This is a genomic window from Bacillus sp. mrc49 (assembly GCF_002803435.1).
This window is the reverse complement of the sequence record NZ_PHNG01000690.1, coordinates 165910-188868: the sequence shown is the minus strand read 5'-3', so window position 1 is coordinate 188868 and position 22959 is coordinate 165910. Positions and strand designations below refer to the sequence as shown.

23 protein-coding genes and 1 riboswitch are annotated in these 22959 nt (G+C 43.0%); of the genes, 2 read left to right on the top strand and 21 right to left on the bottom strand.

What is annotated here, in order from left to right:
- The coding region (locus tag CVN76_RS14245) for a hypothetical protein (protein WP_100531798.1) at window positions 1-182 on the bottom strand (182 nt) is incomplete at its 3' end.
- A 13-nt stretch (window positions 183-195) separates the two neighbouring features.
- Window positions 196-780 (bottom strand): DUF2642 domain-containing protein, encoded by a 585-nt coding sequence (locus tag CVN76_RS14240; protein WP_100530044.1) that lies wholly within the window; start codon window positions 778-780, stop codon window positions 196-198.
- Window positions 781-1183: 403 nt separating this feature from the next.
- Between CVN76_RS14240 and CVN76_RS14235 the strand changes: the two genes are divergently transcribed.
- Window positions 1184-2329 (top strand): glycosyltransferase, encoded by a 1146-nt coding sequence (locus CVN76_RS14235; RefSeq protein WP_100531797.1) that lies wholly within the window; start codon window positions 1184-1186, stop codon window positions 2327-2329.
- A gap of 209 nt (window positions 2330-2538) precedes the next feature.
- Here the strand turns inward: CVN76_RS14235 and CVN76_RS14230 are convergent, their stop codons facing one another.
- The 14 genes from CVN76_RS14230 to pdxS all read right to left on the bottom strand — a co-directional run bounded on the left by CVN76_RS14230 (window position 2539) and on the right by pdxS (window position 13389).
- Complete coding sequence (locus CVN76_RS14230; protein WP_100531796.1) at window positions 2539-3438, bottom strand: sulfite exporter TauE/SafE family protein; 900 nt, start codon at window positions 3436-3438, stop codon at window positions 2539-2541.
- Between the two features lie 141 nt (window positions 3439-3579).
- On the bottom strand, window positions 3580-4200 hold the full coding sequence (locus CVN76_RS14225; RefSeq protein ID WP_100531795.1) for an NAD(P)-binding protein: 621 nt from the start codon (window positions 4198-4200) through the stop codon (window positions 3580-3582).
- Window positions 4181-4942 carry a sirohydrochlorin chelatase gene (locus tag CVN76_RS14220; protein WP_100531794.1) on the bottom strand — a complete coding sequence of 254 codons (762 nt, stop codon included), beginning with the start codon at window positions 4940-4942 and terminating at the stop codon, window positions 4181-4183. Before CVN76_RS14220 ends, CVN76_RS14225 begins: the two co-directional genes overlap by 20 nt.
- On the bottom strand, window positions 4942-5718 hold the full coding sequence (cobA, locus tag CVN76_RS14215) for a uroporphyrinogen-III C-methyltransferase (RefSeq protein ID WP_100531793.1): 777 nt from the start codon (window positions 5716-5718) through the stop codon (window positions 4942-4944). The genes CVN76_RS14220 and cobA overlap by 1 nt, the downstream gene beginning before the upstream one ends.
- A gap of 18 nt (window positions 5719-5736) precedes the next feature.
- Complete coding sequence (locus tag CVN76_RS14210) at window positions 5737-5952, bottom strand: DUF3906 family protein (RefSeq protein WP_100531792.1); 216 nt, start codon at window positions 5950-5952, stop codon at window positions 5737-5739.
- A gap of 19 nt (window positions 5953-5971) precedes the next feature.
- The gene (locus tag CVN76_RS14205) at window positions 5972-7597 is read right to left on the bottom strand and encodes a nitrite/sulfite reductase (RefSeq protein ID WP_100531791.1); all 1626 of its coding nucleotides are present in this window, start codon (window positions 7595-7597) and stop codon (window positions 5972-5974) included.
- Between the two features lie 16 nt (window positions 7598-7613).
- Window positions 7614-8213 (bottom strand): adenylyl-sulfate kinase, encoded by a 600-nt coding sequence (gene cysC, locus CVN76_RS14200; RefSeq protein ID WP_100531790.1) that lies wholly within the window; start codon window positions 8211-8213, stop codon window positions 7614-7616.
- A gap of 40 nt (window positions 8214-8253) precedes the next feature.
- Window positions 8254-9402, bottom strand: coding sequence for a sulfate adenylyltransferase (gene sat / locus CVN76_RS14195; RefSeq protein ID WP_100531789.1), 1149 nt, complete (start codon window positions 9400-9402; stop codon window positions 8254-8256).
- A gap of 29 nt (window positions 9403-9431) precedes the next feature.
- Complete coding sequence (locus CVN76_RS14190) at window positions 9432-10136, bottom strand: phosphoadenylyl-sulfate reductase (protein WP_232732233.1); 705 nt, start codon at window positions 10134-10136, stop codon at window positions 9432-9434.
- A 185-nt stretch (window positions 10137-10321) separates the two neighbouring features.
- Window positions 10322-10465, bottom strand: a complete 144-nt coding sequence (locus tag CVN76_RS14185) for a YezD family protein (RefSeq protein ID WP_083232061.1) — start codon at window positions 10463-10465, stop codon at window positions 10322-10324.
- Window positions 10466-10614: 149 nt separating this feature from the next.
- Window positions 10615-10724: riboswitch (SAM riboswitch) on the bottom strand.
- Between the two features lie 212 nt (window positions 10725-10936).
- The gene (gene ssuE / locus CVN76_RS14180) at window positions 10937-11473 is read right to left on the bottom strand and encodes an NADPH-dependent FMN reductase (RefSeq protein ID WP_100531787.1); all 537 of its coding nucleotides are present in this window, start codon (window positions 11471-11473) and stop codon (window positions 10937-10939) included.
- 39 nt (window positions 11474-11512) lie between these two features.
- Complete coding sequence (locus CVN76_RS31025) at window positions 11513-11674, bottom strand: hypothetical protein (RefSeq protein ID WP_157805664.1); 162 nt, start codon at window positions 11672-11674, stop codon at window positions 11513-11515.
- A 226-nt stretch (window positions 11675-11900) separates the two neighbouring features.
- Window positions 11901-12500: a pyridoxal 5'-phosphate synthase glutaminase subunit PdxT gene (pdxT, locus tag CVN76_RS14175; protein ID WP_100531786.1), complete on the bottom strand. Its 600-nt coding sequence runs from the start codon at window positions 12498-12500 to the stop codon at window positions 11901-11903.
- A gap of 1 nt (window position 12501) precedes the next feature.
- Window positions 12502-13389, bottom strand: a complete 888-nt coding sequence (pdxS, locus tag CVN76_RS14170) for a pyridoxal 5'-phosphate synthase lyase subunit PdxS (RefSeq protein WP_061142929.1) — start codon at window positions 13387-13389, stop codon at window positions 12502-12504.
- A gap of 131 nt (window positions 13390-13520) precedes the next feature.
- On the opposite strand from pdxS, the gene pdxR reads away from it, so the two are divergent.
- Window positions 13521-14918, top strand: coding sequence for a MocR-like pyridoxine biosynthesis transcription factor PdxR (gene pdxR, locus CVN76_RS14165; RefSeq protein WP_100531785.1), 1398 nt, complete (start codon window positions 13521-13523; stop codon window positions 14916-14918).
- A 43-nt stretch (window positions 14919-14961) separates the two neighbouring features.
- Here the strand turns inward: pdxR and CVN76_RS14160 are convergent, their stop codons facing one another.
- From CVN76_RS14160 to CVN76_RS14140, 5 genes are all read right to left on the bottom strand, one after another.
- On the bottom strand, window positions 14962-16299 hold the full coding sequence (locus CVN76_RS14160; RefSeq protein WP_269800038.1) for a D-serine ammonia-lyase: 1338 nt from the start codon (window positions 16297-16299) through the stop codon (window positions 14962-14964).
- Between the two features lie 43 nt (window positions 16300-16342).
- Window positions 16343-18088: an aminodeoxychorismate synthase component I gene (pabB, locus tag CVN76_RS14155; protein ID WP_100531783.1), complete on the bottom strand. Its 1746-nt coding sequence runs from the start codon at window positions 18086-18088 to the stop codon at window positions 16343-16345.
- Window positions 18089-18184: 96 nt separating this feature from the next.
- A complete protein-coding gene (locus CVN76_RS14150) occupies window positions 18185-19207 on the bottom strand; it encodes an LLM class flavin-dependent oxidoreductase (protein ID WP_100531782.1) in 1023 nt (340 codons plus the stop codon).
- A 91-nt stretch (window positions 19208-19298) separates the two neighbouring features.
- The gene (locus tag CVN76_RS14145) at window positions 19299-20288 is read right to left on the bottom strand and encodes an LLM class flavin-dependent oxidoreductase (protein ID WP_100531781.1); all 990 of its coding nucleotides are present in this window, start codon (window positions 20286-20288) and stop codon (window positions 19299-19301) included.
- 315 nt (window positions 20289-20603) lie between these two features.
- Window positions 20604-22850: an AAA domain-containing protein gene (locus CVN76_RS14140; protein WP_100531812.1), complete on the bottom strand. Its 2247-nt coding sequence runs from the start codon at window positions 22848-22850 to the stop codon at window positions 20604-20606.
- Window positions 22851-22959 lie beyond the last annotated feature (109 nt).

The window sequence follows — 22959 nt, the reverse complement described above, 5'->3', positions numbered from 1 at the left end:
TGATTTAATGGAATGGTGATGATATCCAAATCGCCTTCATAACCACCGGATGTTTCCGTTAAGCGAACGATTTCATCGGTCACTACATGTAAAACTCCCTCAAATAAATCACTGCTTGTTGCCACTTCGACCGGGTTCCCGATATAATGTCTTAATTGATTGAAAAAAATACTAGATAACAATGCATTCTCCTCCTTATATAGGCTCTCTAACAGAATTGATGGCACGGAATGGAACGAATACGACAGTCCCAGCTGCTTCGCTAATGACGATATAATCAGCTTCAATTGCACTTAAAATTCCCGTCACCGGTGCAAAATCAGTGGAAACCGTTACAGTTCTTCCTAGTAATCTAAATAAAACCCTTCTTAAATCACTGAATGGGTCTCCAGGAATACCCGGTGTATCTGGGAAGTCTGGTGTATCTGGCGTATTGTTGCCATTTTCAATAAGCCACTTATAATAGAGGTATTCGCAATAATTCTTTTTACATTCTTTCTTGCTGCTCATTTTTTTACCACCTTTTTGATTGTCTTTTATACGATCATCTTTTCTATTCTCTTCTTGCTTGTGTTCACACTTCTTACTCTCTTCCTTTTTGCAATGATCACCCTTTCCCTTTTTTAGTACAGCACTGAATTCGTTGTCGATCGCAAGCGTGAATCCCGGTATGGTTTCTATTGAAAATGAATTTTCGGTCTGCAATTTTGCTAATATTTTACCTAAATTCGATCTTCTTGAATTCCTTGATCCACTTAATTCCTTTGAGGATCTTGACATTTTGCTGCTCCTTTCTATATGGCTTCAAAAGTAGTATATTGACGAATGCTGTTTTCGGCTTGGACTAAACAACCTTTTTTTACTAACTTAATATTTTTTATGAAGGATGTTCAAAACCATGTCCATTTCTTTAAAGCGCGGAATATGATACGGATGAGGTGATCAATGTGACGTATAAACGAATAACGAATAGCGAAAGCATCGTATTTCCATCATCGTGCTCCGAAACATCCGGACCAGCAAAAAAATGTCTGAGCTCATTACCAAGAAAAGATATCTGCCCTTCATTCGTAAGTGCTCTTCCTGCTAATCCAGGTATTATTGCACCATTAAATAAGGGTTATCGCGTTATCAGGAAACGATTAAGCGCAATCGACACCTTTCACATAGGGGGCATGCGAACATGAAGCCAATCAGAGTCATGATGGTGTTGGATACCCTGGATGTAAGCGGAACGGAAACTCATGTGCTAAGTCTCGTAAAGGAGCTGCAGGCTAGAGGGATCTATACTGCAGTAGTAACAGGAGACGGAAGTATGATAAGTCGTTTGCGGGAGACGGGTTGCGCCATTCATAAAATGGATTTTCCTGCAACATTCACGATGAAATCAGGAACGGGATCAATCGTATTAAGCAACCTTGTAGATTTGTTACAGCAAGAACAGATAACACTGGTGCATGGCCACCAGATCAATTCCGGCCACATCTCTGCCAAAGCGGCGAAAATCGCCAATATTCCGTTCATTTTCACACTGCACGGTACCTACTTTCCTGAAAGTGATATAAAAAGCGTCCTGCAGCTGACAGATGCTGCGATTGCAGTTAGCGATCCGGTAAAAAAACGGCTTCAGCCATTGTTTGCTAAGGAAATTGAAGTGATAGCAAATGGAATTGATACCGAGCTATTTTCCCCTTCTCCTTCAATGGAATTAAGAAAGAAAATGAATATTCCCCTGAATGCCAAAGTCATTGTTTACTGCAGCAGAATAACTCGGCATAAAGGAAAAATCTGCATGCTATTAATTAAGGCCTGCAGGGAGTTAAAATTAAAGGATATTTCCAATCTGCATGTAATCGTCGTCGGTAACGGACGGCAATTGAAGGATATCAAGAGCATGGCAGCAAGTATCCAGACCTCATGTAAGGAGGATTTCATTCATTTCACCGGGGAACAAAAGGATGTGAAGGACTATTATGCAGTTGCAGACTATGTGGTGGGTACAGGCAGGGTTGCTTTGGAAGCAATGGCATGCGAAAAACCAGTCATTTCTTGTGGAAATCTGGGATACTTTGGAGAAGTGAACAGGAATAACTTTCAACAAGCGTGGGAGTGTTATTTCGGGGATCACGCGGCAGAGCAGACATGCAGCCAAGCGTTGCTTTATCGCGACCTGCGTAATCTCCTTCGATCGGATATTGGTTTGCAAACAGGACGGGATTTACGGAAATTGGTAGTGAATCAATTCGATAGCAAAAAAAACATATTACCGCTCATTGAGTTATATACAAATACGGTCCAAACATTCGAACAGCAGCAGGCCATAAATTAGGCTCTGCTGCTTATACATACAATCATATACTTATATTTTTGGAATGAAGCACAGGGAAATTGGAGTCAGCAATCTCGTTTCATGCAATAGAGATGAGATAATATGGAAAATCCTGCTAATCATCAGTGCCTTGAGAAATGATTCCATTCACTCTTTGATATGAATGATGCATTAGAAGAATATGGAATAACCCACTCTCGATTCTTTCGCTAGGACACACGCTGCTGTTGCTCCAATTGTTCATGTTTTTTTGCTGTGGACATCTTATTGAGGGTAAGCAGGATTCCAAAAACCCACAATGCGACAATACCAATATAGATATACAAATGTGCTTCAATCGGGACCCATGTTGTTAAAAGCGTTCGTACATTTATCAAGATGATGAACCCCCCGACCAACACGCCCATTAATTGAGCTGGAAGCATCCGAACGAGCCAGGCTGCAATCGGTGCAGCAACCACCCCGCCCATGATCAACGCCCCGACCCAAAGCCAATTAACTGCCTCCCACCCAAGTGAAAGGATAAAACCCAGGCTTCCAAAGAAAGCGATGGCAAATTCGCTTGTATCGACCGTTCCGACGGCTTTTCTGGCAGTCATCCCTTTTTTGGACAACAGGACGGGCGTTGCAATCGGTCCCCATCCGCCGCCTCCTGTAGCATCACAAAATCCAGCAAAGAGCCCTAACGGAATGGATTGCTTAACGGTTAATGGCCTAAAGGTTTCATGTTCCTTAGAAGGCTTGAAAATAAATAAAAAGCGAAACAGAACGTATATCCCTAGCCCGAATAAAAATACGGCAATATACGGTTTCGCCAGTTCGGCAGGCAAGTTGCTCAGGAAGCATGCACCAACGAATGCCCCTACCGAACCGGGAATGATCAAACGGTAGACCATATGTTTGTCCACGTTCCCAAATTTGATATGCGAAGCTCCTGACACAGCAGTCGTGACCACTTCGGATAAATGAACGGATGCCGATGCCACTGCCGGTGCGATTCCAAATGTCAGCAATAGGGAAGTTGAACTCACTCCGTATCCCATTCCAAGTGAACCATCTATTAATTGGGCTAAAAATCCGATAAAGGCTAAAACGATTAACTTTTTCATGACCTTCCCCTTCTTAACGAAAATAAAAACTGGATAACATAGAATCGATGGGCTGCCATTGAGCCTGAAAAAAAGGCACTTAACCAAAAGGTATGACTTGTTTGGTTAGGTGCCTTCAGTTTTTCTGATCAGCCCGATGATTTATTTGAATTCAGCTTCTACTGGCAACAGCCTAGCTAAAAAGCGATATCTTTCTTTCGTGGAATGTTTATATATATCGACAATTGATTCTTTTAATAGCTTGGACTTTTCCTCATTTGTTAACAAGCTTTTCTTGATGATCATCCTTGCTTCAAAAAGGAATTCCAGATATTCCTCATATGATTCATCATAAACGTCCCCTAAATCATTCCTGATTTTTTTGGAGAGTGCCGGGCTAGCTCCATTAGTCGAAACACTTATCGAAAGCATGCCCCGATTCAAGGTTGCTGGTATATGAAAATTACCAAGTTCATGATTACTGATCACGTTCACCAATTGACTAGTTGAGGCATTCCGGTACACCCGTTCATTTACTTCTTCTGAATTTGTTGCAACGATGATTAAAAATGCTTCTCGATAGTCATTTTCTTCCACTTCTTTTAAAGAAACGCGAATTTTCCCTTCTCTTTCCAATAATCGGAATTCCTCGCATATGTCAGGACTAACGACGGTCACATCAGCTCCAGCATCCAATAAGGGGCGCGCTTTGAAGTAACCAATTTTTCCACCGCCGATAATGACACACTTCCTATTTTCGATATTAAGCGTAATTGGATACACAAGCTCTCTCCCCCTTCAATTCATGTATACGGTCTCTCAATATCCGTTCGATTTTCGGGTGATAACCCAGATAATTACAAAGGATGATTTTTCGCCCTTCGGCATTCGCAATTCTTTGCAAATCGTTTTGGATGGACTGCATCAATATACCCGTAAACAACAGGTAGGGCATGATGAAAACTTTGTTGGATTGAGAGGCGGCAGCCATCTCCAATGCTTCGGCATAGCTTGGTGCGGCAGCGGTCAGATAGCATTCCTGCACCTGGCTTTTTGGAAGCCTGTTCCGAAGCAAGTCAGCCAGCTGTCCCAAATCCCGTTTTACGTCGGGGTCACTGCTGCCTCTTCCAACCAACAAAATTAAAGAATCCTCGGTAACCTGTTCATTCGTTTCTTCCAATCGTTCCATTAAGATGTCAACCATTCGGTCACTGACACCGATTGGCCTTCCATATTTCAAGGGTACAGCTGGATATCGACTTTTCATTTTGTCCAATACGACCGGAATATCATGTTTCGCATGTACAGCAGTCAGTAACAGGACGGGGATGGCAATGATACTTGTCGCTCCTAGTCGTATACATCGTTCGTATGCTTCTTCTATCGACGGGGCTTCCAATTCCAAAAAGCAATATTCCTGAATCGGATTTGGATGTGATTTCATGCAAACCTTTATAAAATCAATGGCCTGGCCTGAAGCTTCTTTAACACGGCTTCCATGGCATATGTATAAAATTGCTTCCATTAATAAGCCTCATTCGCCAACATATTTTCGGTTTGTTTTGTTTCAAACCATTTGATTTTTTCGCGTAAATGAACGACATCTCCGACTACGATCATGCATGGATTGGAGATTTGTTCGATTTGTGCGGTTTCCACAACCTTCGTTAATGTACTGATGGCCGTCCTTTGGTTTTTTAAAGTCCCCCAATGAATCAGAGCTACTGGAGTGTCCGGATTTTTCCCATACTCCAAGAGTTTCCCTTGAATATATGGCAAGTTCTTCACTCCCATGTAAATGGCCAATGTATCAATGCCTTTCGCCAGGGATTCCCACTTAATATCGTCCTCTCCATCCTTTTTCCGATGTCCGGTAACTATTGCAAACGATGATGAATGGTCCCTATGCGTAACGGGAATGCCTGCATAGGCCGACGCTGCGATTCCAGCCGTGATTCCGGGTACAATTTCAAAGCTTACGCCATTTTTGGCAAGAGCTTCCGCTTCCTCTCCGCCCCTTCCAAAGACAAAAGGATCGCCGCCTTTCAAGCGGGTTACGACCTTCCCCCTTTTTGCATATTTAACCAAAAAACGATTGATCGTTTCTTGCTGCAACAAATGATAGTCCGGCAGCTTCCCGCAATTGATCAATTCCACGCCAGGTTTTGCATGATTCAATAACTCTTTGTTGACAAGTCGATCGTATAAAATGACATCAGCTTCCTGTATGCATTTCAATCCTTTTATTGTGATTAAATCTGGATCTCCGGGACCGGCTCCTACTAGATATACTTTTCCCATTTTGCTACCTGCCTTCCCTTAGAGAATCGTTTCGAACTTCGTTAAAATGAAACCAGCTCCATTAGTTAGTTGCTTTTTTTCGTATAAGGAGATGTCTTCCACATCGGGCATTTTCAGAAAATGCTTTTCCAGCTCAACATCAACAAGCTGGAATGCTTTTTCATCCGAATCCGCGACAATGATGACGTGGGTTGGAACTTCGGCGATTGTGACTTCAAAACGGTATAGATTCATAGATTGCTTACATCTCCCATTAAACGGCCACTTCTGCCAATATATCGTCAAGCTTGATTTGCAGCTCCGCTTTTCCTACCCTTTCCACAAAATCAAGGAAGGTTTCGGCTGGAAGCTTGGTTTGTTTGAAAAACAGGATGAGTTCTTTCAGCACATGGTAGAGTTGTTCAGCTTCCACTTTCCCTTTAAGCTTTTCATTGAATTTCCCGCCTTCTTGCAAGGTACCGCCTACGTATATTTCGAATGCTTCGACCATTTTTTTATCCTGGTTTTTCATTTTTATGCCTTGAAGGCCTATTTCAGCAATCGCCCGTTGGCCACAGTTATTCGGACAGCCTACCATATGCATCCTAACCGGTACATCAAGTTCCATTTCCCTATCCAGTCTTTCAGAAATGCTTCTCATCCTGTTTTTGGTTTCCACGAGAGCAAGGTTGCAATATTCAATGCCTGTACAAGAAACCGAATAGCCTATGAAATTTTTAGGTTGATACGGAAACCTTTCAAAGATGGATTCCCGTTTCAATTCCTCAAGTTTTTCCTCAGGGACATTGGGAATGATTAGATTCTGGGAATTACAGTAACGGATTTCACCATTCCCATAGTTTTTTGCCAGTTCGGCAAACTCGATCACTTCCGCTGGAGTTAGGCGACCAACCGGTATATTAACACCCACATAATGGAGTCCTTTTTGTTTTTGTTGATGGATCCCATAGAAGTACCCTGCATTCCAGCCCTTCACTGCACTTTCACCTTTTTTGGGAAGCGGTCCCGTGTATTCCAGCAATTTTTCGAGAAATTGCTCTGGACCCCAATCCGCAACGAGGAATTTCAAGCGTGAGCGATGACGCTTCTCACGGTAGCCAAAGTCACGAAATATCGTCGTGATTGCCGCTGCTACTTCAACGGTTCTTTCAGGTAAAATAAATAAATCAAGCTCCTCAGCCAGCATCGGGACGGAGGATAATCCTCCGCCTACCTTAACATGAAAACCAACTTCGGTTTTCCCCTCCATTTCCTTGGTTGCAGGATTGAAAGATAGGCAGTTAATTTCAGCATTCGAGGCATTGTGAATATTCGCACTAATTGACATTTTATATTTCCTTGGAAGATTCGAATAATCTTCATTCAACCGGAAATATTCAAAAACATCATAAAGGACATCACGTGTATCAAATAGTTCATCATGGTCGATTCCTGCCAATGCATTCCCGATGATATTTCGGGTAATATCACCACAAGCACCGGCCGTAGTCATTCCAACGCGCTCTAAACGGTTCAAGATATCCGGTACTTGCTCTATCGTCAACCAATGAAATTGGATGGCTTGACGAGTGGTGATATCATACACACCGCGGCCGTAATCTTCAGCAATGCTCGCTAATGCAATTTGTTGATCATATGTGACGATTCCTCCTGGAATAACGACACGCATCATCCAGTAGCCTGCTTCCTTGGGACGTTGCAGGTAAAGGCCGGCCCATTTGAACATATCCCATTCCTCTTTAGGAATCGATTCAAAACCATTTGCGGCATAGTGGGCAATATCTTCAAAGATCTTCAATCCGTCTTTTTCCAATTTCCTGATTTCCGTTTTATTTTTAGCGATCAAAGGATTATCCGACCAAAATTTCTCGTACACCATTCGTTTTCCTCCTTGATTAAATCGCTCTCTTTGCTGTCAAAAAGCTGATTACTTGTTCAACGCACTCTTCCACACTGTACTGGTTGGATTCCAAAATGATTTCCGGCTGTACCGGCTCCTCGTATGGGGAGTCAATTCCGGTAAAGTCTTTGATGATTCCCTTACGCGCCTTGTCGTAAAGTCCTTTCGGATCACGCACTTCGCATTCTTCGATGGGACACTTTATGTATACTTCAATAAACTCCCCTTCTTCGAGTAAATCCCGGACTATCTGCCGGTCCGCCCGAAAAGGTGATATGAAGGCGGTCAATACGAACTGACCGCTATCCACAAAAAGCTTGGAAACTTCGCCGATCCTCCTGATATTCTCCGTCCGATCCTCTTCGGAGAACCCTAAATCTTTATTTAACCCATGACGGATATTATCGCCATCCAACACATAACTTCGAATATTCCGGTTATAAAGCTCCTTGGCGACTGCGTTTGCAATCGTTGATTTCCCTGATCCCGAAAGCCCCGTGAACCATAAGACTGTGCTTTCATGCCCGTTCTGCTTCCGGCGCAAATCCTTGGTCAGTGATGATTCATGCCATGTTACATTTGTGTTTTTATTCATCGTGCTCCCCCTCTTACTTCATTTCCTTCAAATTCGCTACTTAGTTATAAACTTCATTCTTCTTTAGACCTTCGATCAACACCTCAATGACTTCCTTACGGCTAAAGGTGGCCGGAGGAATTTCACCGTTACGCAGCATCTCCCTTACCTTCGTTCCGGAAAGGATCACATGGTCTTCCTTGCCATGCGGGCAAGTTTTTGCTGATGCCATATTGCCGCAGGCTTTGCAATAAAAACTATGTTCAAAGAATAACAGGGTGATGCCTAGCTCATCCGCATTAAAATTACCGAAGATTTTTTGCGCATCATATGTGCCATAATAATCGCCAACCCCCGCATGATCACGCCCGACAATAAAGTGAGTGCAACCATAGTTTTTACGGACCATCGCATGGAAAATGGCTTCCCTTGGCCCTGCATACCGCATTGCAGCAGGGAAAACGGCAAGCGAGACTCGATCCTCAGGATAATACTTTTCAAGCAGCACCTTATAGCTTTCCATCCTCACATCTGCTGGAATGTCATCGGATTTGGTTGCCCCTACAAGCGGATTCAGGAATAAACCATCAACGATTTCCAGAGCTGTCTTTTGGATGTATTCATGTGCACGATGTACAGGGTTCCTTGTCTGGAATCCGACAACCGTTTTCCAGCCCTTCGCTGCAAAATCTGCCCTTGTCTCGACAGGGTCCAAATAATGGGCATGGAATTGGGTACGCTCGATTCTTTTGACCAATTTTATTTCTCCGCCGGCATATACGTTTCCGCGGTCATATAAATTTTTCACACCTGGATGCTGCTCGTCATCCGTTTGATAGACCAATGTTGCTTCCAATTTTTTATCCGGAGTGAAAATATCGGAAACGGTAAGGACTCCATATGTTTCCCCCTCATGAGTCAGCTTGACTTCCTCGCCGATAGTAAGGGTCTTTGCAGCCGCTTCAGTTAAGGGCAGTGTAATCGGTATGCTCCAAACGTGGCCGCTGCTTAGCCTCATCGTCTTGACAACAGCATCATAATCACTTTCCGAAAAGAATCCTTTTATCGGGCTGTATGCACCCGTACCGATCAACTCAAGATCGCTTAATGCGATGGCATCAATTTCGATTGAGTTTGTTATTTTACTAATATCATATGTTGGTTCCCAAAGATCAATTAATGTTCCTCCGTGAGGCAGACTGATTGTCATGCTAATTTCCCCCTATGGTTTCTATTTATTTAGGATAAATGCAAGCCGCATTCCGTTTTTTGAGCGCCTTGCCAGCGGCCTGAACGTAAATCATCCGCATTTATGGCCGGTGATGTGCATGTTTTGCATCCGATACTCGGATACCCGTTATCATGCAGGATATTATACGGCAGTCCATTTTTGTGTGCGTACCGCCAAACGTCCTTCCATGTCCAATGAATCAGTGGACATATTTTTATCGACTGAAACTTATTATCCTTGTTGATATACTCGGTCATAGCCCTTGTTTCGGATTGCTCGCGCCGCAGACCGGACAGCCAAGCCGTTGCCGTTGAAAGCACATCGGTAAGCGGAGTGATTTTACGGATATGGCAACACTTGTTAGAGTCGTTAAGCCATAGTTCATCTCCATATTCCGCAGCTTGTTCCTCAAGCGTCAAAGCAGGTTTCTTCATCTCGATCAAAAGATTCGGATATCTTTTTTTCACTTGATCGATCAATTGGTACGTTTCTTCAAAATGGACATCTGTATCGAGGAAAACGATTTTGGCCGAAGGATTGACCTTTGCCAGTAAATCTGTAAGCACAATGCCTTCTATCCCAAAGCTGCAAGCATAAATGAGCTTATTCCCGTATTCCTCATTAGCCCATTGCAGTACTTCTAAAGCCCCTTTAGTCTCACTACCTTCAGAAAAGACCGGTAAAAAATCGGGATTGAAATTTTCATAATTAATTAATGCAGCCAACTTTATAGCCCCCTCTAAAAACTTTCTTGCGAATCATTGGCCAAAGTAACAGGCAATCGGAGCCCACGGTAATTTGTTAAAGTTTAAGTGATTCAAGGAAAAAGAGACGAATCTAACCAATACTCTCTTTATATCAGTTAAACACGCCTCTAGTTTTTCTAGTCAGCAGCTGCTTATTTAATTCTCAGCTTTTCATTTCTTTCCATTTGAATGATTTTACCATCTTGGACAACAAGTGTGATGGATCCGTATTTCATTGAATGGAGCATTTCTTGGAGCCGTTCAAATATTTCCTCAAGCTGATTCTCTTTATCCAAAATAGTTCCCCCTTAAGAAAATCGACGAATTGTTATTTTCTTAAATTTATATAATTCCACACAACCTTACATTGTTATGGTTTATTATAATTTTTTTGAAAAAATAAAAATCTTTCCATAATGGAAAGATTTCAAGGTAAATAATCGTTACCTTATCTTCCAAAATGGTAAACCATTTTGTTGGATGTAGCACCTTGCATATATCATGCAGGTTGCTGGACTTCAAAGGGCCAATTCCCTCCGTCGCTCTGGATAAGTTTTATTATTTTAAATATTAACATATATTCAATCCATGTCAATGGAGTTTTCTTATAAAACAACTTGGATTAATTAAATGGTTGAATTGTCATTATTATACACACTACTCTCTTGTTATATTTATGTTCATGAATATGAAAATGGACCCATTTTCATAAACAGATGATTTTTGCTATCCACGATTAAAAATCAATTCGCAAAAACGGAAACAAATCAATCATTTCTTAATTGAATCGCTTCTACAAATTCTTGAACCTGGCCCTGAACGCGATCAACCAAGTTCAAATCTTGAATCGGGCTTTCTGGAGCCGTTTTGTCTATTTCCTTATCGACGAAATAAATGCCCTGCAATGGCTCGCCTTTCAAAATGGAAATTAACGGCTTAAGTGCGTAATCTATTGCCAATAGATGCCTGTGACTTCCGCCAATCATGATCGGAAGCACTGGCTTTCCCTTAAATGCGTTTTCCGGCAACAAATCAATCAGTGCCTTCAATACCCCTGTGTAGGAGGCCTTATAAACAGGTGATCCAATGATGATCCCCCTAGCTTTTGAAATGTTTTCCGCAAGCCTTGAGATGTCCTCACTATTATATTTGCCTTGGAATAAATCATCTGCTGAAAAATCGGTAATTGAATAATACGCTGTGGCATAACCTTCCTTCTCAACTAATGACTTTATATGTTTCAGTGAAATGTCCGTTCTGGATGGAATCGCAGGACTACCTGATAATATGACAATTTCGCTCATGTACATTTCCTCCTATTATATGATTTAAAATCAGCAGCATTACCCATCATGGTTTTTTCTGCTCGCAGTTTTATCGTAATAGTCTGAAAATTGGAAGTCAAATCCTAACCCTTGGCTAATTGTCGTTCTTTCCATCTTTCTATCAAAACCGGTCTGCAGCTTCTTCACGGTCCCCACACCCAAAGTATATCCAGCTATCAATTAAAGGACTCCCGCTTAACAACGTTCGTCCAAGTGAGCAACAAGGATGACGAGGGCAGCAAGTGCCTGAAGTGATCATCGAAAGACCAACGACAATCCACCAAAATAGGGGGAAGAGTCATGCAATGATATTTATTACCGCTGCGTTTTTTCATAGTCATAAAAAAACTGTAAACAAACTCTCTATGAAAATGAGTTTGTCTACAGTCTGAGCTCCCCTTGCTTTTTAGCAGGTTTTCAGTTCCGCTTCCTTCAAGGATTCTTCTACCATATTAATGAAAATTTGCATATAACGATCATCACCCGTTAATTCGGGATGAAAAGCACTGACAAGGACCTGTTCCTGTCTTGCTGCCACCACTTTTTGATCATATTCAGCCAAAATCTCCACATCTGCCCCAACTCCATCAGCATATGGCGCACGGATGAAAACGGCTTTGAATGGTTCTTCCATTCCATTGATTGCTAGGTCCGCCTCGAAACTATCACGTTGACGTCCAAACCCGTTTCTCTTCACGGAAATGTCCATCAATTCAAGATAAGGCTTTTCATCACCAGACAACCTATTGGCTGCCAAAACCATTCCCGCACAAGTGCCGAAGATTGGTTTCTTTTGTTCAAAGAAAGTTTTGATTGGTTCCAGAAAGCCATAGCGATCCATAAGCTTCCTCATCGTCGTGCTTTCCCCGCCAGGTATGATCAAGCCATCGATTTGGTTTAACTGTGACGGTTTTTTGACGATTATTGCTTGCACACCGGCTGAATCGATTTGGTTCAAGTGTTCTTCAACTGCTCCCTGTAATCCTAAAACCCCGATCGTTATCATCTTACCAACCACGTTCCTGCATACGTTCTGCTGGAGCCAGTTTAGAAATGTCGATTCCTTTCATTGCACTGCCTAACTCTTTTGATAAGCGGCCTATTAATTCGTAATCAGTGAAATATGTAGTAGCTTGAACGATTGCCGATGCGAATTTTTCAGGAGTCTCTGATTTGAAAATGCCGGAACCTACGAATACGCCATCTGCTCCTAATTCCATCATCAATGCAGCATCTGCTGGTGTGGCGATTCCCCCGGCTGCAAAGTTAACTACAGGCAATTTACCTGTCCGTTTGATTTCTCTTAAAATTTCAAACGGGGCACCTATATTTTTTGCTTCCGTCATTAATTCATCGTCACTCATGATGCTCACCTTACGGATTTGGGACTGGACCTTTCTCATATGGCGCACGGCTTCCACGATATTGCCAGTACCTGGCTCTCCTTTTGTACGAAGCATCGATGCTCCTTCGCCGATCCGACGGGCAGCTTCGCCTAAATCACGGCAGCCACAAACGAAAGGTACTGTGAAGTCACTTTTTAAAATGTGGTATTCTTCATCAGCAGGAGTAAGCACTTCACTTTCATCGATATAATCCACTCCCATGGATTCCAAGACTCTTGATTCGACAATATGACCAATCCTAGCCTTGGCCATGACCGGGATGGAAACGGCATTCATTACTTCCTCGACAATTCTTGGATCCGCCATTCTTGCAACTCCACCTGCTGCCCGAATATCGGAAGGTACGCGTTCCAATGCCATAACGGCCACGGCACCTGATGCTTCAGCGATTTTTGCTTGTTCCGCGTTGATGACGTCCATAATTACGCCACCCTTTTGCATTTGTGCCATTCCTCTTTTAACTGTTTCAGTTCCTAATAATTTTTCCATTTTGATTCCTCCTAATATTTGCATTTTTTAGATTTGTTATTTAGTATAAAAAATAGTTGACCGCATTGAAAGTGTCAGTTTTAAATATTTTAATGGGTTCAGCGATTTCAAATATATAAGGCGGGATCAAAATGAACATGCTAACGTGTGATTTAAATCGATTTAGTGACGTACCATTGTATGAACAATTATATTCACATATTAAAAAAGAAATAATCGAAGGCCGGCTTCCTTTTGGTACAAAATTGCCTTCCAAGCGGAAATTAGCAGAATTTCTCCAGATTAGTCAAAATACCGTGGAGACTGCTTATGAGCAGCTGACTGCTGAGGGATACGTTGAAGTCATCCCGAGAAAGGGATACTATATTCAAACATTCGAGGATTTAGAGTATACCCAGACTAAGCATGTTGCGCTGGAACCATTTACAGTCAAAGAAGGGGAAGTGCAGTATCATTTTCACCCAAGTCAAATTGATACGGAAAACTTTCCTTTTGAGAAATGGCGCAAATTCATGAAAAATAAAATAGATGTGTCACGCCAAGAGCTTTTGCTACTGGGCGATCCTCAAGGGGAATATGAATTACGTTGTGAAATAGCTCATTATTTGTATCATGCCCGAGGAGTTCAATGTGTTCCTGAACAAATCATCATCGGTGCCGGCATGGAAATTTTATTGCAGCAGCTCGTCCTGCTTTTCGCCAAAAATACCATTTACGGTGTGGAAGATCCAGGTTATCACTTAATCCATCGCATTTTACGCAGCTATCCAAATGAGGTGCATCCCTTAGAGATTGATGAAGAAGGGGTAAAGGTCAACCCGATTGAGGATTCCAGCATCGATGTTGTGTATGTCACCCCTTCGCATCACTTTCCCTATGGGACGATCCTTTCCGTCAACAGACGTACTCGTTTATTAAATTGGGCGCAAGGAGGAGAAGACCGCTATATTATCGAGGATGATTATGATAGTGAGTTTCGTTATAGTGGTAAAACGATTCCTTCTTTACAAAGTATGGATGCAGGCGAAAAAGTGATTTACTTGGGCTCTTTTTCAAAATCATTGATGCCCTCCATCCGGATCAGTTATATGGTTCTGCCAACTCCATTGCTAAAAAAGCACCAGCAGGAATTATCCTTTTACCATTCAACCGTTTCAAGAATTGACCAGCATGTGCTGACACAGTTCATGAAGGAGGGGGATTTCGAAAAGCATTTAAACAGGATGAGGAAAGTGTACCGCCGCAAGCTGGATAAAGTGATTGAATTGCTTAAACCACATAAACACCTATCCATCACTGGTGAACGCTCAGGACTGCATATCGTGCTACTCGTGAAAAACGGCATGGACGAACAAACACTCATTCAGAAGGCAGCTGAAAAGCAAATTAAAATTTATGGACTTTCCGCCTATTCGATAGAAAAGAAGGATGAACACCATACCCCGACAATCATATTGGGCTTTGCAGGCATCCCTGAAGCTGAATTGGAAAAGTCGATTCACCTTCTATTGAAATCCTGGGATTTATAATTAACAAAAGAAAAGAAGTTCACATCGTGAACTTCTTTTTCGCTTAACTTTTAGCTAAATATTGTTCCATCATGTCTTTTGGCACCATGCTTCCGCCAGTCGCCCAGATGATATGTGTTGCTTTGTTCATTTTCTCCAAAAGTTTGTGATTTTCTAGATATTCCCGGCCTGTTTGATGCGACAGGAGGTGTATCGGTCCATAGGCCCCTGCAAGTGCGGATGGTTCCAAATAATGCCCTTCGGTCTCAGCCATCATTCGCAGTAACTCAAATAATCGCTGATCCTCTATGGTATAACTGCCGCTTAGGATGGAAGTCATCAACCTGGAAACTAAACCAGATGGCCTTCCGACTGCGAGTCCGTCCGCTTCCGTTTTATTATCGATTCCAAATTCCTGTACCGATACCTTGTCATGAAGCCCTGTCATCAATCCCAGTGTCATGCATGGCGAATGTGTCGGCTCTGCAAAAAAACAATGGACATGCTCACCAAAAGCAAGTTTCAGCCCATATGTGATTCCTCCTGGACCGCCACCGACTCCGCATGGCAGGTATACAAACAAGGGGTGGTCTGCATCAACAAGGATGGAGCGATCCTCCAATTGGTTTTTCAGGCGCCCTGCAGCCGTGGCGTAACCGAGAAACAAGTCGATCGAATCTTCATCATCAATAAAATGGCAATGGGGATCAAGTGAGGCTTCCAGCCTTCCTTCTTCAACAGCCTTACTATAGTCATCATCGTATTCCTTTACAATGACACCAAGACTTGTTAATTTATCCTTTTTCCACTGCTTCGCATCTCCTGACATATGTACGGTTACCCGAAAGCCCAGCTTGGCGCTAATGATGCCTATGCTCATGCCTAAATTCCCAGTAGAACCGACTGCAATCGAGTAATTTGAAAATAACTCCTTGTATGCTTCGCTTGCAAGGATTCCATAATCGTCCGTTTGCTTTAACCCGCCATGCTTCATGGCAATCTCCTCAGCACGCTTCAAAACTTCATAGATGCCTCCACGCGCCTTGATAGATCCGGATATCGGCAAATGACTATCGCATTTAAGCAAAATCTTCCCTGGAATTACAACCTTATAGGACTTTTCCATGTTTTCTTGCATGGACGGAACCTCGACTAGTGGCGATTCTATTATCCCATGCATCGGCCCTGTTTCAGGAAATGCCTCGACAATATAATCAGCGAACCTCTCCAATCTGTCTTCTGCCGATTTAACCTGGTCGGCCAGGACGATCGTATCATCCAATTCAGTCCCGTAATCCGGATTCAACCAGAACACCTCATCCATATTTACCAATTTGTTTAGTAATCGATGCTTTTCCTGCCACTCCAAAATCGATAAACCTGCGATTGTTTTCTTCTCCAAAGCAGTCCCTCCCAGTATAATTCTGCTGCACATCCATTTCTTTTCAAAAGGTTAAGTGGACTTTTACCATCCCTCTCACGCTATTCGTAAACCATATTTCTTCAGCCAAGGTCAGATCATCCTTTGAAATCTGCCTTTCCTTGATTACGTTTCCCTTGATTAAATCCTGACGAAACGTACCTGCAAGGAGCCCAGCTTCGATTGGAGGGGTAAAGAGGTCACCCTCCATCTTCACCACTACGTTTCCGTTCGTGAATTCCGTAATGAAGCCTTCTTCATTCCATAGCAGGACATCAAAGAAGTCAGGGTGATTAACTTGAAATTTTTCATATACTCCCCGATTGGTCGTTTTATGGAAAAGAAATGGATTTCCGCTTGATATCGGGCTTTCCGCCAAGATGACTTTTATGGGGATATTTTCATCAAAAGGCTTGATTGCTTGACCGGAAACTTCAAGAATCCCTTTTTCATCAAGGAGGATTCTTACTTTTTGCACTCCGCCCATATTCGACCTGGCATGCTTGTCGAGCTCATTCCTTAGCTTCCATTCGGGAAACGGAAAGCCAAAATAAACCGCAGACCGTTTCATCCGCTCGATATGCTCTTCCAACAGATGGTACCCGGCATCATCGAGCTTCATCGATTCCAATAGCTTATAGGCGGGCCGTTCCACCGATAATAATTTAGCCTTTAAAAAAGCTTCGTCATATTCTTCGGTTAATTCGGAATCCCAAGTGATTCCCCCACCCACTCCATATTCGGCTTGATTTGTGTCCACGTCAATGACGACCGTTCGGATCGGCACATTGAATACGGCTTCTGAATCAGGTGTGATGTACCCAATCGCGCCACAATATACCCCGCGCGGTGAGTTCTCGATTTCGGAGATGATTTCCATCGTCTTGATTTTAGGTGCCCCTGTTATGGATCCGCATGGAAAGAGCGCCTTGAATATATCTATGATGGTGGTGCCTGGTTTCGTATTGGCAGTGATGGTGGAGGTCATCTGCCAAACCGTTGGATATTTTTCAATTTCCTTAAGCTGTGGGACCTTTACGCTTCCTTGCTCCGCAATCATTCCAAGATCATTCCTGAGCAGGTCAACAATCATATAGTTCTCTGCTTGATTCTTTCCTGAAGCTGCTAACCAGGCGGCGTTGTCCTGATCCATTTTCAGTGTCATCCCCCGCTTTACCGTCCCTTTCATTGGACGGGTAACGAGTTGTCCATCCTGCCATCGAAAAAATAACTCTGGGGAGGCAGATAGGATCCGATGCGTGCCTACGTTCAAATATGCACTATAATTCGACTGTTGTGCTCTCTTTAAGCGATCGAAGAAAGCGAGGTCGTCGCCTTCGAACAGGGATTGTAGACGCATTGTATAATTCACCTGATACGTATTGCCCCGTTCAATTTCGGATTTTATCTTCTCAAAGCCGGCATGATAGGAATGGGCATCCGTTTCTGATTTCCAATCAGCCAACTGGAAAGCTCCGGAAGATATTTCCGGTAATCCCCCCGGTTTCTCAAAAATCCCGAACCAAAGCAGCGGCATGGTGCCGCCATCTTTTACTTGTAAGGAGCTTTCGAAAGCTGGCGCTGCTTCATAGGAAACATATCCTGCTGCATAATGACCCTGCTCGACCGCTTCCTGGACTTTTTGAAATTGAGGAAGGACCTCCTCGATGGTATGGGCGATATAGACTTTTAGCGGATTCGTAAAAGATAACGGCCTGCTGTCTCCTTGTTTATCGGTAAAATGAAATATAAGGGATAAGTCGCGGTTCATTCTTCTCTCCTGCCTTATGTTTATGGGTTCACTCGTTATGTACTTGCTAAAAAAGCTTGCAGAAAGATAATCTGCAAGCTCATTACACAATCGCACTTATTTCATTCCAGTAACTTCTGCAATGATTTCATAGGAACGAAGACGTGCAGCCTGATCATAAATGGCGGAGTTAATGATCATTTCATCCGCCTGTGTTTCATCTAAAAAGTTTTGCAACTGTTCTTTCACTTCTTCCGGATTCCCTATGATGGAGGCATTTAGCTGTTTCATGACAATTGCTTTTTCATATTCAGTCCACTTGCCTTCCATCGTATCAACTGGAGGAGCCAGTTGTCCAGGAGTATTCCGGATCAAATTCAAAAACTGCTGTTGATAAGACGTAGCGATCCTTTTTGCTTCCTCCGTGGTATCAGCGGCAAACACATTGATCCCTACCATCACATATGGCTTTTCGAGAACATCCGATGGTTGAAAATTATTGCGGTAACGGGCCAAAGCCGGTTGAGTATTTTCTGGGGAAAAATGGCTTGCAAAGGAAAATGGCAGCCCCAACTGTGCGGATAAAGCTGCACTGAAACCACTTGAACCAAGCAGCCAAATCGGAATGTCCTGTCCTTCACCAGGAATGGCCCGAACTCGATTATGTTTCGAATCGGCATCTAAATAGCTGCGGAGTTGTGCCAATTGTTCAGGAAAATCCTGCCCATTATTTCGTTCCGCTCCCCGTAAGGCCATCGCAGTGAATTGATCGCTTCCCGGAGCTCGTCCCAACCCTAAATCTATCCTGCCGGGGTACATTGCTTCCAATGTACCGAATTGTTCCGCGATAACGAGTGGGGCATGATTCGGCAGCATGATTCCGCCGGAACCGACCCGGATCCTTTCTGTTTTTCCGGCAACATGGCCGATAAGGACGGATGTTGCCGAGCTTGCGATACCAGGCATGCTATGGTGTTCGGCAACCCAGAAACGGTTGTAATTCCATTGCTCAACATGCTTAGCCAATTCGACTGTATTTTTAAATGCTCCGGAAACTGTACCACCTTCAACTATCGAAGCTAGGTCCAGAACGGAATAAGAAATGTCGCTAAGTTTTTTTGCATGACGATCAGCATTCATATCCTCAACTTCTTTCTATCAATTATGATTAATTGGACGCAAAGTCATCATATAGAAAATGCAGAAAAAATGCACACAAAATGCTCGGAGTTCAACCATCCAGAAGCTCCCTGGCAATCAAGCGGTACGAATTCAGCTTGTCCTCCAACTTGTGGGTAATGGTCATGAGCATGATTTCATCTGCTTGATATTTTTCCAGAATTTCCAGGAGACGCTGCTTCACTTGTGAAGGTGTGCCAAAGATCATTTTTTTATGCTTCATCTCCAACGATCCATTTTCTTTTTCGTATTTTCTTACGTCTTCCATACTCGGAACCTTTATCTTTTCACCAAGACCCATTTGAATTTGCCATAGCGTGTTGCTAAGAGCGATTTCCTTTGCATACTCCTCGGTTTCTGCACAAATGGCAGCAACCGTAACGATCGTTTTTGGTTCTTTGAGTTCCCCTTTAATACGGAACCGTTCCCGGTATTGACGAAAGCTCTCCATTCCATCATTTTCACTCATGAATTCACCAAATGCGTATCCAGTACCGTTCTCCGCAGCAAGTATTGCGCTTTTTCCGCTTGTTCCCAATATCCATGGTTCCGGTTGACTACATGGAACCGGAGCAGCCGAAACTTTTGAAAAAAGATGATCCTCGGGAAAATCTCCTCTAATGAAATTTAACAATTCCCTTACTGATTCCGGCATTTTGTAGACATTCTGAAGAAAATCATCATTTAGTGCCATCGTTGCCTCCGCTGATGCACCAGGAGCACGGCCTATGCCTAAATCAATCCTCCCTGGAAAAAGGACGGCTAGCATATTGTAGGTTTCCGCTACCCGGTACGGCTTATAATGTGGAAGAAGCAATGCTCCCGATCCGATTCGGATTTCCTTGGTTTGAGCGCCAATGTAGCTTATCAGGACCTCCGGAACAGAGCAGGCCAGACCAGGCAGGTCATGATGTTCAGTAAACCAAATGCGATGATAACCAAGCCTGTCTGCTTCTTGTGCAAGTAGCAGTGAAGCCTGTAAAGCTTCTTGAGCGTTCTGACCGGATGCAATCGGTGATTGATCTAAAATGCTCAGTTTCATTTTTCTCCCTCACTTCTTGACTTTCTTCTATACATGGTAAGACAAAACTAGTCGGAAGTCGCCTAAAAAGCTTGCTTCATTATTTTAGTTTGCAGCCCTTAACCAAAAATATTTAGGAGCTTAAAGAAAAACTTTGGATTTATGGTTCACTATATATTCTGCCGAGGTTTTTGTTTGAATACTTACTTCAAGCAGTTCCATTTATCAGTTATTCTGGCGAGGTTATTTATGGAAGATGCATGAAAAAAGGGGTCGGAAATGAAAATTACCGAACCCCTTTTGCTACAAAGCCCCCCCGAATGTGGTGGCATATCTTTATTCACTTTTTTTAAATTGGAATAGCAATTCTTCAGCCATCATTTCTGATTCCAAACGAGCAGAAACAAATGGCGGCTGAATCCGATTATTGGACTCTACAGGAACCCCAAGCCAGACAACTCGTTTATCGAGGATAAAGAAAGCAAAGGAAACGGGCAGACAAATGAAATGATCTGAAACGATATCAGCATTCCTTTTGGCTGATATGATCGTCAATTTTACTTCAGGACTTCTTTTCATCAAAAGCTGTTGCCATTCCGAAGGCAATCTAGTCAAATCCGGTATAGCCAAGATCACCTCTCGTTTGGCCGTTTGAATATCGTCCAGAAAACTCCCCAATTTCCGAGCGTGCATCCATTGTAATTTTGGGTGCTGATGAGTAATCCATGTTCCAATTTCTTTCTTTGTTATTAACTGATCATTTTGGATTTGATGGTCGACAAGCTGACGAAGTGTTTTGCTGCGATAAACATGCTTGTTGATGAATGACGTATCACATACATGGACGAACTTCCCTTTCGTCCTTGTTATCGCAACGTTAATGAGTCTTTCACTTTCTCTGCCCGTCAGCAACATCCCAGCCCGGTTTTGCGGATAACTGTCAACTGTATCAAAAATCATCATATCACGCTCACTGCCCTGGAACCGATGTACAGTTGCAGCGATGATATCTGCCGTCTGCCTCTCTTCCGCATACAAATCATCCAATAATTTACCCATCAAATCTGCTTGGGCGCGATATGGCGCAACATATCCGATGGACCTTGCCCCGCCGACATAAGCTTCATGAATCAGTTGAAACGATAAAAGCAATTGCCAAAGATTCATCCTGGAGTGGGAAGTACGTTCGCTCATGCAGTATTCCCCTGACAGGCTAGTATCGACAAGGGCTGAGGCTTTATTGGCGAACGGTTCTGCCAGCATGATGCTATTTCTGCTGGTCGCAACGCTCTCATGATCTCCGACGAAGTCGTTATAGACGACCCGATTCGTGAATGCCGAAATGTCCGGATGCATCCTCCGCTGCTCTTTCAATAAGAACAAATGAGGGTGTAGTTCTCCATCCTCCACTGATTGGGCGACACCCGAACGATGAAAGATATCTTCCTTCAGCCAAAGCTTTACTAGTGAATCACGTGCTGAAGCAATGGGCGGCAATTGTTTAAAATCACCGCAAATGATAATATGCTTGGATAATGCCGCCGCAAAAGCCACTTGCGGTACATAAGCCATGCTTGCTTCATCCAAAATGACCAGGTCATATTCCTTTTGATAAATCGTTTCATCATTTGCGGCCTTGGCCAAAGTCGTTCCAATGATTTTTGCCTCTTTAACGAATTGGACTTCCTTTTGCCGAATCTTATCCAACACTCTAGCCAATTTCTTTTCCAACTCAAGTAATTGATCTGTATCCCTTCTGCTGAATGAGCCGGCCAAGTCATGTTTCAGTGACCGTTTCGCTTCCGAAAGCTGTTCTTTTTCCTGCATTAATAACGGCTCATGTCTTCCTAATAATTGCCCAGTAACAATATCCTCATGAACGGAAAGCGTTTCCCCGATCTGAGACCCGTACCTGAGCACATCGCCTTCCTTGAAACGTTCTTTCTTTTTGATGAAGGAAGAAATCTCAGCCATCATAACATCGACGGCCTGGTTGCTATGTGACAAGACGAGTACTTTTTTATCTTGGAGATAATGATTGGCAACCGTTCGTGCCAATGTATAGGTCTTTCCAGTACCAGGCGGCCCCCAGACAAACGTGACAGGGTTGAACTTCGAACGTGCATACAATTCTTTTACGCTGCTTTGTTTTTCACTTATGGGATGTTTGGGCTCCATGGATGGATCCATCAGCCGTTTGATCCGGAGCCTTTTCTTTTTGCTTCTCTTGATTTCATCCAAACGGTTAACCAATTGCTCAAGCAATTCCCACGGGTCATGGTATAAAAATGCTTCACCGATCATATCGCCTAATGAGCGTTCAAAGACGATGATGATACTTTTCCCTTCCGATGAAAGAATTCTCCCATCCTGCTTTATTCCCCCCCATTCAAGCCGGACGATGGAACCGACAGGGATTATTATTGAAGCCCCTGTTTCAAAATAATAACTAAAAGAACCATCACTATTGAGCAGATGGCCATTTGAAACGAGGTATTTGGTACTGCCGAATTTTTTCAAGTGCTGGATTTCCAGTTGTATTGCCTGCTGCCATTCTTTTATATAATTAACTGTCGAATTCATTTTTTCACTTTCCTCACAAAATATGCCGTTGATTAAAGAAACTGGCCAATTGGCTCGGCGCTGATGCAAATGATACCCTGATTCTGCCTTGACATTATTCCGCACAGGT

Bases quoted from the DNA above. Each gene is read 5' to 3' on its own strand.
- CVN76_RS14210 (WP_100531792.1), bottom strand. From the start codon at position 5,952: ATGAATCTATACCGTTTTGAAGTCACAATCGCCGAAGTTCCAACCCAC.
- CVN76_RS14230 (WP_100531796.1), bottom strand. From the start codon at position 3,438: ATGAAAAAGTTAATCGTTTTAGCCTTTATCGGATTTTTAGCCCAATTA.
- cobA (WP_100531793.1), bottom strand. From the start codon at position 5,718: ATGGGAAAAGTATATCTAGTAGGAGCCGGTCCCGGAGATCCAGATTTA.
- CVN76_RS14205 (WP_100531791.1), bottom strand. From the start codon at position 7,597: ATGGTGTACGAGAAATTTTGGTCGGATAATCCTTTGATCGCTAAAAAT.
- CVN76_RS14140 (WP_100531812.1), bottom strand. From the start codon at position 22,850: ATGAATTCGACAGTTAATTATATAAAAGAATGGCAGCAGGCAATACAA.
- CVN76_RS14220 (WP_100531794.1), bottom strand. From the start codon at position 4,942: ATGGAAGCAATTTTATACATATGCCATGGAAGCCGTGTTAAAGAAGCT.
- pdxT (WP_100531786.1), bottom strand. From the start codon at position 12,500: ATGATAACGATCGGGGTTTTAGGATTACAGGGAGCAGTTGAAGAACAC.
- pdxR (WP_100531785.1), top strand. From the start codon at position 13,521: ATGAACATGCTAACGTGTGATTTAAATCGATTTAGTGACGTACCATTG.
- CVN76_RS14145 (WP_100531781.1), bottom strand. From the start codon at position 20,288: ATGAAACTGAGCATTTTAGATCAATCACCGATTGCATCCGGTCAGAAC.
- CVN76_RS14150 (WP_100531782.1), bottom strand. From the start codon at position 19,207: ATGAATGCTGATCGTCATGCAAAAAAACTTAGCGACATTTCTTATTCC.
- CVN76_RS14235 (WP_100531797.1), top strand. From the start codon at position 1,184: ATGAAGCCAATCAGAGTCATGATGGTGTTGGATACCCTGGATGTAAGC.
- ssuE (WP_100531787.1), bottom strand. From the start codon at position 11,473: ATGAGCGAAATTGTCATATTATCAGGTAGTCCTGCGATTCCATCCAGA.
- pabB (WP_100531783.1), bottom strand. From the start codon at position 18,088: ATGAACCGCGACTTATCCCTTATATTTCATTTTACCGATAAACAAGGA.
- pdxS (WP_061142929.1), bottom strand. From the start codon at position 13,389: ATGGAAAAATTATTAGGAACTGAAACAGTTAAAAGAGGAATGGCACAA.
- cysC (WP_100531790.1), bottom strand. From the start codon at position 8,213: ATGAATAAAAACACAAATGTAACATGGCATGAATCATCACTGACCAAG.
- sat (WP_100531789.1), bottom strand. From the start codon at position 9,402: ATGACAATCAGTCTGCCTCACGGAGGAACATTAATTGATCTTTGGGAA.
- CVN76_RS14240 (WP_100530044.1), bottom strand. From the start codon at position 780: ATGTCAAGATCCTCAAAGGAATTAAGTGGATCAAGGAATTCAAGAAGA.